This window comes from Paenibacillus sp. JGP012, assembly GCF_014203995.1.
Classification (GTDB): Bacteria; Bacillota; Bacilli; order Paenibacillales; family Paenibacillaceae; genus Paenibacillus; species Paenibacillus silvae.
Window position 1 is genome coordinate 239,378 of record NZ_JACHKG010000002.1, and the last position, 16,802, is coordinate 256,179.

General features: G+C 48.5%; 17 protein-coding genes. 6 read left to right on the forward strand and 11 right to left on the reverse strand.

The window, feature by feature from the left end:
* Nucleotides 1–46: 46 nt before the first annotated feature.
* Entirely contained in the window at nt 47–478 is a 432-nt protein-coding gene (locus HNR77_RS03505) for a hypothetical protein (protein ID WP_184180819.1), read from the reverse strand.
* 115 nt (nt 479–593) lie between these two features.
* A complete protein-coding gene (locus HNR77_RS03510) occupies nt 594–749 on the reverse strand; it encodes a hypothetical protein (protein ID WP_184180821.1) in 156 nt (51 codons plus the stop codon).
* A 229-nt stretch (nt 750–978) separates the two neighbouring features.
* On the opposite strand from HNR77_RS03510, the gene HNR77_RS03515 reads away from it, so the two are divergent.
* Entirely contained in the window at nt 979–1,659 is a 681-nt protein-coding gene (locus HNR77_RS03515) for an FHA domain-containing protein (protein ID WP_184180823.1), read from the forward strand.
* 138 nt (nt 1,660–1,797) lie between these two features.
* Nucleotides 1,798–2,397, forward strand: coding sequence for a class I SAM-dependent methyltransferase (locus HNR77_RS03520; protein WP_311768563.1), 600 nt, complete (start codon nt 1,798–1,800; stop codon nt 2,395–2,397).
* A gap of 97 nt (nt 2,398–2,494) precedes the next feature.
* Here HNR77_RS03520 and HNR77_RS03525 read toward each other — a convergent pair whose 3' ends face one another.
* The 4 genes from HNR77_RS03525 to HNR77_RS03540 all read right to left on the reverse strand — a co-directional run bounded on the left by HNR77_RS03525 (nt 2,495) and on the right by HNR77_RS03540 (nt 7,366).
* Nucleotides 2,495–2,749, reverse strand: coding sequence for a hypothetical protein (locus HNR77_RS03525; RefSeq protein ID WP_184180827.1), 255 nt, complete (start codon nt 2,747–2,749; stop codon nt 2,495–2,497).
* Between the two features lie 614 nt (nt 2,750–3,363).
* Nucleotides 3,364–5,745 carry a carbohydrate-binding domain-containing protein gene (locus tag HNR77_RS03530; RefSeq protein ID WP_260410266.1) on the reverse strand — a complete coding sequence of 794 codons (2,382 nt, stop codon included), beginning with the start codon at nt 5,743–5,745 and terminating at the stop codon, nt 3,364–3,366.
* A 114-nt stretch (nt 5,746–5,859) separates the two neighbouring features.
* Nucleotides 5,860–6,540: a DUF4956 domain-containing protein gene (locus HNR77_RS03535; RefSeq protein ID WP_184180829.1), complete on the reverse strand. Its 681-nt coding sequence runs from the start codon at nt 6,538–6,540 to the stop codon at nt 5,860–5,862.
* Nucleotides 6,533–7,366: a polyphosphate polymerase domain-containing protein gene (locus tag HNR77_RS03540; protein WP_184180831.1), complete on the reverse strand. Its 834-nt coding sequence runs from the start codon at nt 7,364–7,366 to the stop codon at nt 6,533–6,535. The genes HNR77_RS03535 and HNR77_RS03540 overlap by 8 nt, the downstream gene beginning before the upstream one ends.
* 317 nt (nt 7,367–7,683) lie before the next feature.
* On the opposite strand from HNR77_RS03540, the gene HNR77_RS03545 reads away from it, so the two are divergent.
* From HNR77_RS03545 to HNR77_RS03555, 3 genes are all read left to right on the forward strand, one after another.
* On the forward strand, nt 7,684–8,361 hold the full coding sequence (locus HNR77_RS03545; protein ID WP_184180833.1) for a response regulator transcription factor: 678 nt from the start codon (nt 7,684–7,686) through the stop codon (nt 8,359–8,361).
* Complete coding sequence (locus tag HNR77_RS03550; protein ID WP_184180835.1) at nt 8,361–9,896, forward strand: sensor histidine kinase; 1,536 nt, start codon at nt 8,361–8,363, stop codon at nt 9,894–9,896. The genes HNR77_RS03545 and HNR77_RS03550 overlap by 1 nt, the downstream gene beginning before the upstream one ends.
* 170 nt (nt 9,897–10,066) lie before the next feature.
* Complete coding sequence (locus HNR77_RS03555; RefSeq protein ID WP_184180837.1) at nt 10,067–10,363, forward strand: hypothetical protein; 297 nt, start codon at nt 10,067–10,069, stop codon at nt 10,361–10,363.
* A gap of 456 nt (nt 10,364–10,819) precedes the next feature.
* Here HNR77_RS03555 and HNR77_RS03560 read toward each other — a convergent pair whose 3' ends face one another.
* Both HNR77_RS03560 and HNR77_RS03565 read right to left on the reverse strand, forming a co-directional pair.
* A complete protein-coding gene (locus tag HNR77_RS03560; protein WP_184180839.1) occupies nt 10,820–11,059 on the reverse strand; it encodes a hypothetical protein in 240 nt (79 codons plus the stop codon).
* A gap of 34 nt (nt 11,060–11,093) precedes the next feature.
* Complete coding sequence (locus HNR77_RS03565) at nt 11,094–11,861, reverse strand: SDR family NAD(P)-dependent oxidoreductase (protein WP_184180841.1); 768 nt, start codon at nt 11,859–11,861, stop codon at nt 11,094–11,096.
* Nucleotides 11,862–12,061: 200 nt separating this feature from the next.
* On the opposite strand from HNR77_RS03565, the gene HNR77_RS03570 reads away from it, so the two are divergent.
* On the forward strand, nt 12,062–12,697 hold the full coding sequence (locus HNR77_RS03570) for a TetR/AcrR family transcriptional regulator (RefSeq protein WP_184180843.1): 636 nt from the start codon (nt 12,062–12,064) through the stop codon (nt 12,695–12,697).
* A gap of 83 nt (nt 12,698–12,780) precedes the next feature.
* On the opposite strand, the gene cobA is transcribed toward HNR77_RS03570, so the two are convergent.
* From cobA to nirB, 3 genes are all read right to left on the reverse strand, one after another.
* Nucleotides 12,781–13,581 carry a uroporphyrinogen-III C-methyltransferase gene (gene cobA / locus HNR77_RS03575; protein ID WP_260410267.1) on the reverse strand — a complete coding sequence of 267 codons (801 nt, stop codon included), beginning with the start codon at nt 13,579–13,581 and terminating at the stop codon, nt 12,781–12,783.
* Between the two features lie 61 nt (nt 13,582–13,642).
* On the reverse strand, nt 13,643–13,960 hold the full coding sequence (nirD, locus tag HNR77_RS03580; protein ID WP_111273660.1) for a nitrite reductase small subunit NirD: 318 nt from the start codon (nt 13,958–13,960) through the stop codon (nt 13,643–13,645).
* 16 nt (nt 13,961–13,976) lie between these two features.
* On the reverse strand, nt 13,977–16,418 hold the full coding sequence (gene nirB / locus HNR77_RS03585) for a nitrite reductase large subunit NirB (protein WP_184180845.1): 2,442 nt from the start codon (nt 16,416–16,418) through the stop codon (nt 13,977–13,979).
* Nucleotides 16,419–16,802: the final 384 nt, after the last annotated feature.

Consider the following 16,802-nt stretch of genomic DNA (forward strand, 5'->3'; position numbering starts at 1 on the left):
GTCCTTTATTAATTTAACCCTCGTTGCTGTACATTCACCATCAGTGCTAGGGAATGGATTGATATAGCTCAGTCATCAGGTCTGCCAGTTCGCCCTGCGGCTCGATCCGCTGATGATTGATATTGGTGGGTGTCATATAGAAAACACCCTTCCCCTGCTCGAACATCGTTACATGGAACAGAACTCCAGTTGTATCTTCCTGTTCTGGATCAAGAGTGATGTTCAATTGCCTTATTTTTTTGATCCAGTCCTGAATCAGCCTGGAATCTGTGTTTTTTTTGGTAAAGCCATCACTGCCGCTCATGATTTCAATCGAATCAATTTTCGTTATGTCGCCGGGATAGAACGTTTCCAGTGCTTTGGTTGTTTTAGTTTTATTCGCCTCGGCTTGTTTGGGCAGATCAGAGTGTTGGCAGCTGCTAAGGATTAATGCAACCAAAAGAGCACATGTGATGGCATGAATTGTATTCTTGTTCAACATGATCCCTCCCGTTATTCAGTAAACGGAGTATGCATTGGAAATGTTCCGTAGAGATGACATTCGTGAAACGTTTTGTACCCAAGTCGCGTTTATAATAGAGTGGCTGCCGCCTTTAAGGATGATTGTTCATGCGAAGCCATGAGATTTCGGAAGCCGAAGTACCTTTTGGTGATACACCGCTATCGTCACTAACGCGAGACAGTACAGTTAAGGTGATGGATAAAGCAAAGGCAAGCAGCACATAGATCAGAATGTTTCTTTTCTTCATGGGAATTACCTCTCTTGTTGTATAAGCTAAGCATCCGTTCGGCCATTATGAGAAAAAAAGCACAACGTCTGGTATAGTAATAGAGAACCAATGTTTGTCTAGGCTATGGTGATCCTGTATATCACTATATGGAATGGCAGGCATGCAAACAATGGAACAAATCTGATGAATTTATCAGTATCCGAATGAAAAGATAGAGATCGAGTGATCGTTGAAGGTGGGGAATAACATGCGGGAGACGGCCAAAATCGTCATTCGTACGCCAGGACAGGAGAGCGACGGTTCCTTCGCTTATGTTAGCCAGGGCCGCTCGATTACCGTGGGGCGATACACAGGTGTGAGTGAACTGGACTTGTCCATTTATAATCAGATGATATCGAAGCGGCACTGCCGCATCCATTATGACACGAAGGAACAGCTCTGGATCGAGGATCTGGATAGCAAAAATGGAACCGAACTCAACGGGCAGCGCCTTGTCCCTTATGAGAAATATCCGTTTGATGAAGGGGACAGCCTGACACTCGTCAACGGCCTGATCCAGCTTCGGGTGGAGGGTGATCTTGGAGAGACGAGAGAATATCGTATATCCGACCTGCTTGGTGAGGGAGTGCGCTTGCAGGATCATCTGCAGACAGTGCAGGTGAACGAGGATGAGATTCCGTTGTCCAAGAAGGAGTATCAGCTGTTCAAGCTGCTGTACAGCGAGCTGGACCATTTTGTCACGAGGGAGCAGATTATCGCGCAGGTGTGGCCGGAACGGAGTATGCTGGAGAGTGATCCGGTGGGCATCGACGAGATTAACTCGCTGATCTACCGCACGAATCGCAAGCTGGGCATTCATTTTACAATTAAATCGGTCTACAAAAAAGGGGTCTACATGAAATCTCATGTCGGTGAGACGAACGAATAGCTGCATCGCAGCCTCTAAACAGAATTGCTAAGGAATCGAGCAGGTAATCATGATCAGTCTTTAAAAAAATACGGACAAAGGGAAGCTTCTGCGCGATCATAGACCGCCGGAGCTTCCCTTTGTTATGATGAGGACATGATGATTATTCAATATATTCCATGGCTCATTGCCGTGTTGACTCTAATCGCAGTGATATGCATTGTCATTGTAAGCTGGAAAAACGGAATCTCGCCCATGCCTACATCTCGCCCGGTCAGGCAGGTGGTGATCCAGGAGGTCAATCGTATACCGGGTTACGCAGATATTATGGAGGCCGGTTCGGGATGGGGAACCCTTGGCATGGATGTCGTAAAGCATTGTCCAGGCAAAAGACTGACTGGCATCGAAAACTCACTCATTCCACTGTGGGCTTCGCAATGGATGACATGGCTTAGTACAGGGTTGCACCGTGCTGGAGCTGTGATCGAAACTGGAAGAGGAGGGCAGCGAAATTCGTTCAAGGGACGTTTGCGCTTCATTCGCGGTAACATATACACTTGTTCCTATGCACATGCCGACGGTGTGATCTGTTACCTGTTTCCGGGGGCCATGATCCGACTTGCAGACAAGTTCAAGCGGGAGCTGCCGCCAGGCGCGAGGGTGATCAGCGTCTGTTTTGCACTGCCGGGCAAAGAGCCGCTGCGCACCATCACCTGTCGCGATGCACTGCGAACCAAGGTGTATGTGTATGCTTTTTGAGATGCCGTTTCCACGTCAGAACAAGCATAGATAACAAGACTTGATGAAATCAACCTTGTTTTGACGTGGTGATGCTTTAAATATGGTTCTCTGTAGCCTAACCCTTGCCGATATTTTTCCTGAACCATCCATACAAAAATAAAACAATGCCAATGATGAGAAACGAGATTACAAACGCATTATCTGTGACATCTACCCATGGCTCACCCAAAGATCCATTACCAGAAAAAGAAGCTAACCCTTGTGCTGATAATCCATTTGCGATCCAGTTTGCACAACGCTCCAAGGTATACAGAACACCAGAGAAGATTACAAATATAATTCCGGTAATTTCATAGAACCTTTCTTTCATCTAATCACTCCTTATGCTTGTTTCCTCTATATATGGTGCTATGCCATTATAGTTCTCATTTTAAATAACCCCAGATGCAGGGATTAGTTACATTACTTCAAAGTGACCAGTGGGGTTTGTATAAAAAAAGTCCTTCTGAGAGATCGATCAGCTTGGATAACCATGATGATGATCATGCCACATCTCACGGCACATAGCAGGTTCGAGTGATTTATTTCTAACAATTCCCAGTGACGCTATTGGCATCCATTTATGCATTATGAAAATCTAACGATTCCTGGTGATGCTATTTCGGGATAACTACCGCATTTTGCACGTTTTTCGTTGTTTTTTCCTGAAATAAGATCACTGGGAATCGTTAAAATCTGAAAGGGGTATTTTTCGGATATATAAGGTTTGTGGAGATCGTTACAATCTGGAGAGGGGTTGAACCGGAGGAGTGCAGTTTACTGGATTAAGTATCACTGGCGAGTAGGATGTTCTTCGAGTGTTTAATCTGTAAAATAAAACCAGACCCGGAGCTCACACGTACTGTGTGATTTCCAGGTCTAGTTTTTTAGTTGAGCATGTCAACGTAACTGCGAGCTATTACATGCTCGGGTTTTTATCATCAGTTACTTTGCCGAATCTGTAGTACCAGATGTGCCCGTAGTACCCGTTGTTTCGGTTGTACCTGTGGATGTTCCGGATTGCGAACGATTCCGTCCACCGCCGAATCCGCCTTGTCCACCGCCTCCGAAGCCACCCATGCCGGAGCGGGCTGTTGTTACGCCTGATTCATTCACCCAGGTTACGTTACTTGTAGATTGGAACGCTACGATCTTGGTACCGCCGCTGTACGTACCGCCAGTGTAGAGTCCGTCTGTTGCCGTACCTGTTGAAGTTCCACCGGAGTAGATCACGTAAGAACCATCCTTCTCAAGATCCGGGGAGCTGACAACAACAGTTTGATAATCTTTCGCAGGTGCAAATGTGAGAATATTGTTGCCTTTGCTATCCTGTACATGAACCAGTGTTCCTGCTTTTTGTGTTTCAGGGAAGGTCATGACAAGTGTATTTTGTGTTGAAGCATCCGAAGTGCCTTGTGCCATACCGGAGCTTCCAGCTGCAACCAGAATTCCACCACTGATTACAAATGTTCCATCATAATCCAGTGCACCGTTTCCGCTACTGGTTGGGCCGTTCACGATAACGGTTCCGCCTGTCATCGTAATGGAACCATTCGCATCCAGACCGTCACCGCCTGCATTCACGGTGAGGGAGCCGCCGTTGATGTGAAGCTCGTTGTTGCCAGATGATTCACCAGGCATTCCCCCTGGAACGCGGCTTTGCTGATTAGCATCCGTAGCTTGGGCAGTCGTGCCGGTTGTCGAAGTGGCAGCTGTTGCTCCCGTGGCTGCTTTGCTTGTATCTGTAGCAGAAGTGCTGTCACTTGCGGCTTTATCCGTTGTGCTGGCTGTTTTGTCACTCGTTGCTGTCTCACCACCGGCTGCATTGACGCCATCATCTGAAGCCGTTACATCAACATCTCCGTCATTCAAGGTGATGATAGAACCTTCAAGTCCTTCATAACTTTTGGTGATTTTGATCGTTCCACCGTTAATCGTCAGTGCCTGATCGGCATGCATGCCGTTATCTCCGGATTGAATGGTGAAGGTTCCGTCATTCACAGTAACATTGCTGTTGCTGTGCAGGGAATCATCCATGGAATCAATCGTGTATGTTCCACCATTCACGGTGAGGTCTGTGCCTGCTTTAAGTGCTTTAGCACTTGTGGATTCTTCCTCTGTTGTGGTCGTAGCGTTGTCTGCATCAGCATTGGAATCGGACCCTGCTGTAGCGCTGGAAGAAGTGGATGCAGCCGACTTGGTTGAAGTGGCTGATGTCCCGCTGCTGGTGTTGGCAGCAGCTTTGTTTCCAGCATTCGTTGTCGTGTTTGTACCAGTCTGTGTACCTGTGCTCGAACTGCTGCCATTAGGCATCGCTGGCATATCGGCAGGTGGTTCGCCATCCGGTGGTGTGCCCATATCGGTTGGAGGTGTACCGCCACTCATCGGACCGCGACCGCCAAATCCGCCACCAAACCCGCCGCCAGGACCTTCTTCAACCTTGGCTGGTGCATTCGCGCTGCCGCCAGCCGTCACGATATTATACGTACCGCCGTCTGTCACAAGTGCAGTTTCCGCTTGAATGCCATCACTGCCGCTCTCAATGTTGAAGGTTCCATCTGCAATGGCGACAAATCCTTTGGTTGTATCCGTATCATTGGTCGATTTAATGCCGTCACCTTCAGCTTTGATCGTAATCGTGCCAGCCTGAATCGCAACCATGTCTTTCCCTTTGATGCCATCGTCAGCTGCTTTGACGTCGATTGATCCACTGATGATTTTTAGATCATCCTTGCTGGTGATGCCTTCATTATAGTTGCCTGTGACGGTCAACTGACCAGCACCATTAAACGTAAGGTCAGCTTTGCTGAAGATGGCCGCATCCGGCTCATCGGTGCTGCTATCTGCGTATACGTAGGTTTTGCCATCGGAAACTGCGTTTTTGGTTCCTTTTTCAAGCGTGATCACCGCTTTGCCAGCCTTTTGAACGTAGATGCCTGCACTGTCATTATCGTGGATCGTTGCTCCGTTTAACACGAGATGAACTATGCCTTTATCGGCGACATTAACTACGATCTGACCATCTGTCAGCTCACCGCTGAGCACATACGTCCCTGCTTCCGAGATGGTGACGGAGCCATTAGCGGCCTTCGCACCCGAACCTGTTACGGTTGCTGAAGTACCATTCAGTTTGATCATAGTGGAATCTGCTTCAGTCCAGCTTACATTGGTATCATCCGCATCCAGAGAAACCAGATCGGCATATTTCAAGGATGTTGACTCGCTAACCGATACCGTTTTGGTAGTGCCTGTTGTAGAGACGGCTGCATTGGCTGTATTGCTTGTCGTTGCCGGAGCACTGCATGCTGCGAGCAAACTGGTAATCATGGCGATGGACCAAAGTTTGCTGCCTGTAATTATGTTTTTACTCTTCTGGGAATTTTTCTTCATCATATAAATCGTTCCTCTCTTAAATCATAATAGGTTCAGGTGAACTAAAGCTTAATATTCTGTCGTTGGGCTCATCGTTAAGGAGATATCCAGATTGCCATTCCGTGTACGGATGGCGTCAAGGAATTGCTTCTGATTCACACTCTCGTGAATGGTGACACTATATACCAGTTCGTACAGACTGCCGAGCTCGGTGGTTCTGATTTTTTTCAGATCAAACGGGATGTTGAATTTATGGAATACTTCATTCAGAGCTTCTTCGTAGCTGAGATTTTCAGGAATCGTCACTTTCAATGTCTTCTGCTGACTCTTTTTCCCGCCAAAGTTGAATCGGCTGAGTACAAACATCAGCACACACAGGATAACGGTGAACAGAACCGCGTAACCAAAAGCGCCTACACCGCAGGCCAGGCCGGATGCCATGGTGAACAGAACATAAGCAATGTCTTTCGGATCACCAGGTGCACTGCGGAAACGGATAATGGAGAATGCTCCCGCCAAGCTGAACGCCCGTGCGATATTGCTGCCGATGAGCAGAATGATGATGGCAACAATAACGGGTAACACAACCATCGTTAAGGTGAAACTTTGCGAATAGGTGGCTTGATTGGTTTTCATGTAGGTGAGACTGATGATAAGTCCAAGGATAATGGCAAGTCCGATGGTAATTACAGAACTGCTAAAACTTAATGCTGTATCGTCCAGGGCGGAGCTAAATAATGAATCAAGCATATAGGACACGCTCTCTTTCTCTAATTGATTTTTCTTGTGATGCAGCCGCAGCAGGATCAGCAGGGTTGAAGTCTGTTCCTGGCACCAGTGGGCGCTCGGTCTGATAGTTCAAGTTGGTCGTTCTGACCAGATGTCTGAATTCGTTGCCGTATTTGGAGAAACCTGTGCGGTACAGCCCGTGTTTACAGAGCAGCTGTGATAACCAGAACGGGACCGTTTTCTCCGCTTTGACTTCCATAAGCCAGCGACCATCCTTCACTAACGGCTCACCGTAATCTCCTTGTTCCAGCTTCAGATCGTATCTGCGGCTGCGGATGTTGGTGTCAAAGGTGATGCGCAGATCCCGGCTGGTTTTATCGAACAACGCCTTGCGTTCATAGGCCAGATACACCTTGGGTTCCAGATCATACAGACGAAGGAAGTATGTAATCTCTTCAACGACCTGTTTATTCATGTAATCCGCAAGGTCGGGTGCCTGTCCTGAACGAACAAATTCATAGGCTTCATCCAGCTTCAACGCTGTTCTGCGTTTATTAACGAGACCAAATACCTTCTTTTTAATCTCCAGATACACTTTGGCATTTTGTTCAGGTACGCCGTAGGCCCGTAATCGCAGCTTCTCTTTGTATTTGGGTTTGGAGAGGCTGGCCCGGATCAGTGAATCCTGTGGTGTGTCGAAGTACAGGTTGCTGATGGAGTAGTACTCATGCTTTTTGTTGTACGCGTCCAGTTCCATATATTCGAGCAGATCATTATAGAAGTATGCGTATTGCTCATCCGTCAGCAGGTACTTGCTCTCATATCGGTTGAATACTTCAATCGCCATGATGGTTCATTCCTTTCGGGTTTGAATTTGTATGTTTTGGTTCATCGTGTAGTGCTTTCATGTCTGTATCTTAGCGAAGCAACCTTGAATGAATCTTAAATAATTTTACATTCCGTTAACATTTCTTTTCCTTCATCTATAGCTGCACACGATAAATATATTAAGGTTGATTCAAGGTTTACTTGGTAGAATAAAAACATACAAACTTGAACGTAACGGAGCACCTGGAAGCTCCTGAGTACGCAGGGCATTGGTGCTGGATGTAGCCACAAGAAGTTTCAGCAGAACAATAACTCAAGCAGAGGAATGAATAGATCATGAGAATTTTAATTGCAGAAGATGAGGTTCATTTGGCAGAGGCAGTCTCGCAGATTTTGAAAAAAAACAACTACTCCGTGGACATGGTCCACGACGGGAGATCCGGGCTGGATTATGCGCAAAGCGGCATCTATGACCTGTTGCTGCTGGACATTATGATGCCGGAGATGGATGGCATTAGCGTGCTGAAAACGCTGCGTAGTGAAGGAAACCATACGCCAGTCATTTTGCTTACAGCCAAGGGGGAGCTTTCGGACAAGGTATCTGGACTCGATTACGGTGCCGATGATTATATTGCAAAGCCGTTTGCCACAGAAGAATTGCTTGCCCGGATTCGGGCGGCCCTGAGACGCAAAGGGGAAGTAATTCCGGAGGATGGTCTGAGGTTTGGCGACATAGAGCTGAATACAACCCAGCTGAAGCTGAGTGTGCAGGGCAAAGAGATCAAGCTCAATCTGAAGGAGAACGAGCTGCTGGAGCTGTTGATTACCCGTAAACAGGCGATCACCTCCAAGGAGCAGATCATTGAGAAGCTGTGGGGATTTGACTCCGATGTAGAGTATAACAACGTGGAGGTCTACATCTCCTTTTTGCGCAAAAAACTAACCTTCCTGAATTCAGCTGTTCGCATTAATACGATTCGGGGTGTGGGTTATGTACTTGAGGTGACGGACTGATGTTTAAGAAACTCCGCAATCGGTTCCTGATCGTTAATCTGGTTTCGATCTCCATCATGATGCTGGTGGCCTTTATCACGATCTACACCATTACGTACCAGAATGTGCAGCGAGAAACGAACATGGAGCTGTATAAGGTTTCCGATTTCTATCATAGTCCATATAGTCCGAGCGGTTCACAGATACCACGTGGAGAGGGGCAAGGCAGTGGCGCGGGCTCGGGGACTAATTCGGCTGCGGGTTCTAATGCTGATACGAGCACAGGAAGAGGCACAAGTACACCTACAGGAACAGATACAGGAACGGATACAGGTACAGGCACTGGCGCTTCGGGATCAACATCAGGCTCAGGTGAAATATCCGGTTCCAGTACTGGTTCAGGAACGGGTTCCGTATCGGATGCAATGCCATCTTATGTCGGTAAAGGCGGAAGCGGGGGTATGGTTGGCGGCGAATTCGGTGGGAATCGCGGGCCAGGTGGAGACCTGAATGCACCTCCGGCCCGGTCGGTTTCTTTTATGATTCAAACTGATGATCAGTGGAATATTACGGGCACGCACTCGCGGTTTGATATGGAAGATACCTTTTATAAGGAAGCGTTGCAGAAGGTTGATCGAAGTCTCGTCACCGGAGGGGAGCGGAAAACCGATCAGTTTGCACTTGATGGCACGGATTGGGCCTATGTCGTTGATCCAAGCGGTGAGGGTTATATGATTGTGTTTATGGATGTGACAGCGCAGCAGGGGATTCTGACCAATTTGATCTATACCTTTGCAGTGGTTGGGCTGGCTATGCTAATTGTGATTTATTTCCTTAGCCGTTATTTTGCGAATCGTTCGATTGCACCTGTTCGTGAAGCGTTTGAGAAGCAAAAGCAATTTATCGCCGATGCGTCACATGAGCTTAAAACTCCTCTGGCCATCATTAATACCAATACGGATGTGCTGCTGGCTAATCAGGAGGAAACGATCGAAAGTCAGGCCAAATGGCTGCATTATATCAAGTCTGAAACCGAGCGCATGTCCGGGCTGACGAATGATCTGCTGTATCTGACTCAGATGGATGATTCACGTTCCAACCTGATTCACACCACGTTTAATATGAGCGATGCGGTGGAAAGTATTATTTTGCCGATGGAGGCTGTTATTTTCGAAAAAAACATTTCTCTCGATTATAATATTGAGCCCGATCTGAACGTTCATGGTAACCGGGAGCAGATTAAACAGGTTATTCTGATTCTGCTCGACAATGCTGTGAAATATTCCGGCCCCAAGGGATCTGTGAATGTGACACTTCAGAAGATGAATCATGACGTTATGTTGACAGTCTTTAATACGGGGGAGGGCATTGCACCGGAACATCTGGACCGTATCTTTGACCGATTCTATCGCACGGATTCCTCCAGAGCACGCAAACATGGCGGGCACGGTCTGGGGCTGGCGATTGCCCGTTCAATCGTTGAGCAGCATAAGGGAGAGATTTACGCCAAAAGTGTGGTAGGCGAGGGCGCTTCATTCTATGTGCGATTATCCTAGAAGTCACGTGATATGTTAAAAAAAGCAGTTCCATCCCAGTATTTCGTTCATCACTCAAGTTTGGGTATAATCCAACTACTAGTTATATCCTATGCAGATGGCTTGGCATAACTTCTGCACGTAATGGGTTAACCTATGCTACAATGGCACCAGTATGTATAACCAAGGAGATGAATTACGTGACAGACAACCAAGCCATTAATGAACAGGAAATGCTGCAATATATCGCGGACAAAACGAAAGCGAGCAAGGCTAACATCGAGCTTGTCCTGAAGCATGAGCAAGCTTACATTAACAAGGCGCATGAGAATGCAAAAGGCAAAGATGTCGATATTGACGGCGACGATCTGGCGGATTACATTTTGAGCCGCAAAGATGTGAAGCTTGACGAGCTGACCGTTGAGAGTATTTTGGATGCAGAGATGGACTACCTGATGGACAAGGGCCACGCAGGGTACGTGGACTAGACTGGGGAAAAGTAAGGTGACGTTCAGGAGTAGCATTCGAGAATAACAGGGAGTATGAGAAACTGAGTCATTGGTTATTTCAGTCTTGCGTTTTCAGCGGCATTCTGCATTCTAACGATCTTGAGCGTCTTGAGCGACGTTATTTAGGTGATTTATGAGCATTCCAAAATGTAACGATCTGGAGAAACGTTATTTTGGAGTTTGAGGGTGTTTTTCGGGTGAAAAGCAGTCTTTTAGGCGAAATAGCGCTTCTGGGAATCGTTAGAATTGGAGATGTGCTCGAATGGAGTAAATAAGGTTTCTGGGAATCGTTAGCGACATGCGGGGTGCACCGGCTAATCAAGCTAATCGAGCGATTGCAAGATAACAAGACAACAAACGGGCGATACATGAAAAGACCTCAACTCCACACAAGGGGAGCTCCCCCTTGATCGTGATTATCGAGGTCTTTTAACATCAGACACAGCAGCGCGCAAGTTTTTGTTGCGAATTTTCCCCGTGCCTGTATACTTTTACACGCACACGCACACGCACACGCACACGCACACGCACACGCACACGCACACGCACACGCACACGCACACGCACACGCACACGCACACGCACACGTAAGGATGCGATGCTGCGATTGCAAATCGGGCTACTATAACCACATGCATAGTCTCCATGTGCAGCCCACCTGCACTGCGCCCACATCCGTGTCCACTACGCTGCTGCTTAAACTAAACCATTATTGACCCATCATACCTCCATCAACAGTGTAGAGAGATGCGGTAACATACGATGCGTCCTCGGACAGCAGGAAGTTCATCACAGCGGCCACTTCCTCCGGTTCGCCGTAACGACCCATTGGGATGGCAGCTACCGTAGCCGATTGGTAATCTTCCACGTTGCCGGAGTTGGCTTCGATCTGGCGCATCATACGAGTATTGATGGTGCCTGGCAGTACCGCGTTCACGCGAATATTGAAAGGCGCCAGCTCATTGGCTGCCGTACGAGTGAGACCAACAACGGCATGTTTGGACATAATATATGGAGATACAGCCGGAGCACCCATCAGACCTGCCAGGGAAGAGGTATTCAGAATCGCACCGGATTTTTGTTTTTTCATCACAGGAATAACGTTCTGCAGACCGAGGAATACCCCGCGAATGTTTACATTGTATACGGTGTCGAGTGCTTCAACGCTGAGGTCTTCGATCAGGCCGGTTGGTCCTTCAATGCCAGCATTGTTGGCAAAATAATCAATGCGTCCAAAGGCATCCATTGCTTTTTGCACATAATTTTTGACGTCCGCTTCGTCAGATACGTTAGCTTTCACCGCAATGACATGCTCTTTATCGAGATTCAGCTCCGCGATGGTTTTCTCGATGGCTTCTTCGTTCAAGTCCACCAGCACCAGATTAATTTTGCGTTCAGCCAGGCGGCGTGCCAGCTCTTTACCAATACCTCCGGCAGCTCCTGTAATCACAGCAGTTTGTGTATAGGATGTACTCATGATTGAATCGTCTCCTTATAATATATAATGTGCAGGTAATCTCTAGAAGATGAAAACCTGTCGTTGTTAGTTCCTGTCTTAATGTTAAGATATACATAAACATGTGACAATAATCATTGACAGCATAAATGTCAGCTATTGAACATAGATGTAAGCGTTGTTCATTTAGGATACAATAATAGACAAAGGGGGCGAAAATGTTGATTATTGAACATCCTCAGGATCGTAGAGCACGAAGAACGCAGGATGCGATTATCGCTGCGGCAGTTTCATTAATATTGGAAAAGGGGGCTGACGCCCTGACGATCCGGGATATCACGGAACGGGCGGATTATAATCGGGGCACCTTTTATTTGCATTTTCCCGGCAAACCGGAGCTGCTGCAATTCCTGCTGGATGATTTCCTGCAAGGGTTGGGACAAGCGTATGCGGAACCTTATTCCAATCTCACCGAAGTGGACATGACCGGGTTGCTGCCTTCCACGATGCCGGTATTTGAATATATCGAAGCGCATCAGGATCAATTCCGGGCTTTGATGACGATGCATGGAGATATGGCGCTCAGAATCAACAATGTGTTCCGAAGTTACCTGACCCAACAATTCATTCTGGTAACCGAAGATAGTGAGCAAGTGATCAATTACGACATTATGTTAAGTTATCTGGTGTCGGCAACGGTGGGAGTTATTATGCACTGGGCGGAGGTTGGATTTAAATATTCTGCACACTATATGGGGGAACAGCTGACTGCTCTCATCAACATCAAACCGACCCGTCTGCTAATCGAGCCAGGGCAGAAGGGCCGGACAGTGCACGAGCGTATGCTGTCGGATTAATTCCTGTTCAGGGAACAGGCAGGTAGAAGGCGAGAGGTTCAATGTAGGAGATGTATGTGGAAATTCCTCAAACATTCCGTCGATCAACCTGTCATTGAAGCGTTCGCTGTCAGTTGCATCTGAAGCAGCTGTTCGCGGACGAGTACACATTGGCCAATCATAATCAGTGCCGGGTTTGTAATGTGGTGCGTAACGGCGAGAGTGTGCAGTTCTGCCAAAGTTCCGGTAACAATTCGTTCCTCGGATGTGGTACCACGCTCAATAAGTGCTGCGGGGGTATGCCCGGCTTTACCATGCAGGAGCAGTTCGCGCTGAATCTGCGGCAGCTGGCTGATGCCCATATAGATCACCAGCGTATCTACGCTATGGGCAAGCAGGTCCCAGCGGACAGCGGACACACGGCCATCACGGCCAGTGCCTGTTACACAAGCGAAGGAAGATGCTGCTCCACGATGTGTCAATGGAATCAGTGAGGAGGCGGAAGCCCCTACTGCCGAGGTGATGCCCGGGATGATTTCGTAGGGGATACCGGAGGAAGCCAGGACAAGTGCTTCTTCTCCGCCGCGGCCAAAAATGAACGGATCACCGCCCTTGAGACGAACCACTTGTTTTCCTTCAGCAGCATGGGAGGCAAGCATACGTCCGATCATCTCCTGACTCATGGAATGAAGATCCGGAGCTTTGCCGCAGTAGATGCAAAGGGCACATTCCCGAGCTTCAGCAAGCAGGGCATCACTGACAAGCCGGTCATATAATATGACATCAGCTGCCTGAATACGTTTCAGTGCTTTTACCGTAATCAGTTCGGGATCTCCAGGGCCGGCGCCAATAATGCTGACCATACCCCGGTTCATCACCATACTCTCACCTGCAGCAGGCCTCATAGCGCACACCCTCTTTCTTCTCTTTTCGTAAATAAACCTATCCAGTCCTTTACCAAGCTCGTTATCCAGCGATCAATACGTAGATGTCACCGCTGTTTCCATCCACTTCAGTCGGATACGTATTCAGACATCCATCGTCTGGCTCATGCACTTTGCCGCTGCGCAGATCAATCTTCCAGTCATGCAGCGGGCAGTGAACCGCTGTGCCGCATACCATGCCTTCCGACAGCTTGCCGCCCTTGTGAGGGCAGCGATTCTCGACAGCGTGCAGGCTGCCGTCACTCAGTTTGAAAACCGCAATTTCAGTATCCTGTACGAGGAAGGTTCGGGCTCCCTTTTCATCAATATCGGCCAGATGTCCAATTCGGAATTTCTTCATCGCTGATCCTCCTCTTCTAGTGAGCCACCGGTTCTGCGCCGGACAGCGGAGTGAAGTTTTTGCGCAACTTCTCGTCTTCAATAATTTCCTTCCAAGGATCAACCGTGTGGCCCAGTGTCACTTCCAGCCGTTCCACGAGTGCAAGACGTACCTCCCGGTCGGCAACTGCCTGCTTCACATGATCCAGTCCTACGCGTTCAATCCAGGCTGCCGTTCTCTCATTCCATCTCGCATTCTCTCTATAATATTGCAGATATGCATAGGTCCACTCCTCCACCTCGGCATCGGTTTTCACCGTACACAGCAGCTCGGCTGCGCGAACCTTCACACCACCGTTGCCCCCGACGTGAAGCTCCCATGCTCCGTCAATGGCGACGACACCCAGATCCTTGATCGTTGCCTCGGCACAGTTCCGCGGGCATCCGGAGACAGCCAGTTTTACTTTGGCGGGAGCAACCATTTTATCGAGTTTTTTCTCCAGACGTATGCCCATCTCGATGGAATCCTGTGTACCGAAGCGGCAGAACGTATTCCCTACACAGGTCTTGACGGTTCGCAGCGCCTTGCCATATCCGAACCCGGAGGGCATATCAAGCTCTTCCCATATCTTCGGCAAATTCTCCTTCTGTACGCCAAGCAGATCAAGTCGCTGTCCGCCTGTGAATTTAACCATCGGCACGTCATACTTCTCTGCGACGGTTGCGATTTTGATGAGTTCTGCCGGAGAAGTTACACCGCCATAAATGCGCGGAATGACTGAATATGTGCCATCCTTCTGAATGTTGGCGTGATAACGCTCATTGGTGAATTTGGATGCACGTTCATCCTCGTATTCGGTCGGCCAGATCATACCGAGGTAGTAGTTGAGGGAAGGACGGCACTTGGAGCAGCCTTCAGGCTCCTCCCAGCCAAGCACATTCATCACTTCCTTGACGGTTTTCAGACCCATCTCCTTGATCTGTGCGACAATCTCATCCCGGTCGTACGAGGTGCAGCCGCAGATGCCTTCTTTGGTCTGTTCCCCGACATTATCGCCTGCATAATGGGTCAACAGCGATTCGACAATCGGTTTGCAGCCCCCGCAGGAGGCCGACGCCTTGGTGCAGGACTTGATGGCTCCAACCGTATTGCAGCCCTTATTCAGCACGGCATCACCGATCGCCGCTTTGGTCACACCGTTACAGCCGCAGATGATTTCGTCATCCGGCATGGCCGCCATACGTTCAGCCGCAGACGGGCCAGCACCTGAGCCGCCGGAAGGCACACCGAGCAGAATTTCCTTCTCGCGGCCGCTAATATTTTCTCCGCTTTTGATGAGAGAGAACAGGGAGGCTCCATCGCTTGTATCCCCAAACAATACGGCGCCAATTAATTGGCCGTCCTTCACGACCATCTTTTTGTATACTCCATCTACATCATCCTGAATGCAGATGCTGCGTGTATCGGGAGAATCCTTGAATTGCCCTGCGGAGAATACATCAACCCCCGATACCTTCAGTTTGGTCGAGGTAACGGAGCCCTCGTATCCTTCTGTTGGTGCACCTGCAAGACGTTTGGCGAGCACCATACCCTGTTCATACAGCGGAGCTACGAGTCCATATGCAATTCCGCGATGCTCTGCACACTCGCCGACAGCCGAAATGCCTGGCACACTGGTCCGCATGTAATCATCTACAATGACACCGCGGTTCACCTCAAGGCCGCTGTTCCGGGCCAGCTCAATCTGAGGACGGATACCAACAGCCATAACGACCAGATCAGCTTCAAGCACTGTTTGGTCTGTGAAACGAAGGGCTTTGACCCGGCCTTTGCCCGTGATCTCTTCCGTATGTTTGTTCAAAAGAAACTTCATACCCTGCGCTTCAAGCTCTCGCTGAAGCATCAAGCCTGCCGGCAGATCGAGATTGCGGTCCATCAGATGTCCGTTGATATGAATGACGGTAACGTCCATACCCAGATTCAGCAGTCCACGAGCGGCCTCAAGGCCGAGCAGACCTCCACCAATGACAGCAGCCTTGCGATACTTCTGTGATGCCGCCATCATCGTTTCACAGTCCTGAATATCACGGAAACCGATCACGCCTTCTTTCTGGGCACCGGGGAGCGGTAGAATGAATGCCTGTGAACCTGTCGCCAGAATTAACTCATCATAGGCTGCGCGCACACCATTCCGGGATACTACCTCTTTGCGCTCCGAATCAATCTGCACCACCGGGTCTCCTGGATAGACCTGAATGCCGTTATCTGCGTACCAGTTCCAATCGTTGATGACGATATCTTCAATGGACGTTCCGCCAGCCAGTACGGAGGAGAGCATGATCCGATTGTAGTTTGGATGAGGCTCTGCACCAAACACAGTAATCTCATACACATGTGGAGCAAGCTTCAGAATATGCTCAATGGTACGGATTCCCGCCATGCCATTGCCGACCAGCACCAGTTTTTTCGTTGTACTCATTGTGGTTAGCCCCCTTGGTTCCATTTCTACATACTGCACATTTACCTGCCCGAACACGTTCCTGGAAAATCGAAAAAGCCTGTCATGCCCCGGAGGACTGCGTATAAACATACGCATCCCTACTATCCGAGATTGCAAAACAGGCTTCATTGCCGTTTCCACCAGCTACGCCATTGTAACTGTGATCGAAATTTATGGAGTTGTTATGGGTTAACTATAAAATACCGCATAATACATGTCAATATAGTTAACACAAAAAAGTATTTGAAATTTGAAGTTAATTATGTTTACATGAGTTTATTGGAAGTCCGAGTCGGAATATCGGGTCCGCTGTTTCGATCATAAACGGCAGTGATCACAGCAATCTTATGCTTCAAACCACAC

What these genes read in the sequence shown, in the direction of transcription:
- HNR77_RS03560 (WP_184180839.1), bottom strand. Translation starts at nt 11,059, where the DNA reads ATGTGGGCGCAGTGCAGGTGGGCTGCACATGGAGACTATGCATGTGGT.
- nirB (WP_184180845.1), bottom strand. Translation starts at nt 16,418, where the DNA reads ATGAGTACAACGAAAAAACTGGTGCTGGTCGGCAATGGCATGGCGGGA.
- HNR77_RS03550 (WP_184180835.1), top strand. Translation starts at nt 8,361, where the DNA reads ATGTTTAAGAAACTCCGCAATCGGTTCCTGATCGTTAATCTGGTTTCG.
- nirD (WP_111273660.1), bottom strand. Translation starts at nt 13,960, where the DNA reads ATGAAGAAATTCCGAATTGGACATCTGGCCGATATTGATGAAAAGGGA.
- HNR77_RS03510 (WP_184180821.1), bottom strand. Translation starts at nt 749, where the DNA reads ATGAAGAAAAGAAACATTCTGATCTATGTGCTGCTTGCCTTTGCTTTA.
- HNR77_RS03530 (WP_260410266.1), bottom strand. Translation starts at nt 5,745, where the DNA reads ATGATTACCAGTTTGCTCGCAGCATGCAGTGCTCCGGCAACGACAAGC.
- HNR77_RS03525 (WP_184180827.1), bottom strand. Translation starts at nt 2,749, where the DNA reads ATGAAAGAAAGGTTCTATGAAATTACCGGAATTATATTTGTAATCTTC.
- HNR77_RS03545 (WP_184180833.1), top strand. Translation starts at nt 7,684, where the DNA reads ATGAGAATTTTAATTGCAGAAGATGAGGTTCATTTGGCAGAGGCAGTC.
- cobA (WP_260410267.1), bottom strand. Translation starts at nt 13,581, where the DNA reads ATGAGGCCTGCTGCAGGTGAGAGTATGGTGATGAACCGGGGTATGGTC.
- HNR77_RS03515 (WP_184180823.1), top strand. Translation starts at nt 979, where the DNA reads ATGCGGGAGACGGCCAAAATCGTCATTCGTACGCCAGGACAGGAGAGC.
- HNR77_RS03520 (WP_311768563.1), top strand. Translation starts at nt 1,798, where the DNA reads ATGATTATTCAATATATTCCATGGCTCATTGCCGTGTTGACTCTAATC.
- HNR77_RS03555 (WP_184180837.1), top strand. Translation starts at nt 10,067, where the DNA reads ATGAATTACGTGACAGACAACCAAGCCATTAATGAACAGGAAATGCTG.
- HNR77_RS03565 (WP_184180841.1), bottom strand. Translation starts at nt 11,861, where the DNA reads ATGAGTACATCCTATACACAAACTGCTGTGATTACAGGAGCTGCCGGA.
- HNR77_RS03540 (WP_184180831.1), bottom strand. Translation starts at nt 7,366, where the DNA reads ATGGCGATTGAAGTATTCAACCGATATGAGAGCAAGTACCTGCTGACG.
- HNR77_RS03535 (WP_184180829.1), bottom strand. Translation starts at nt 6,540, where the DNA reads ATGCTTGATTCATTATTTAGCTCCGCCCTGGACGATACAGCATTAAGT.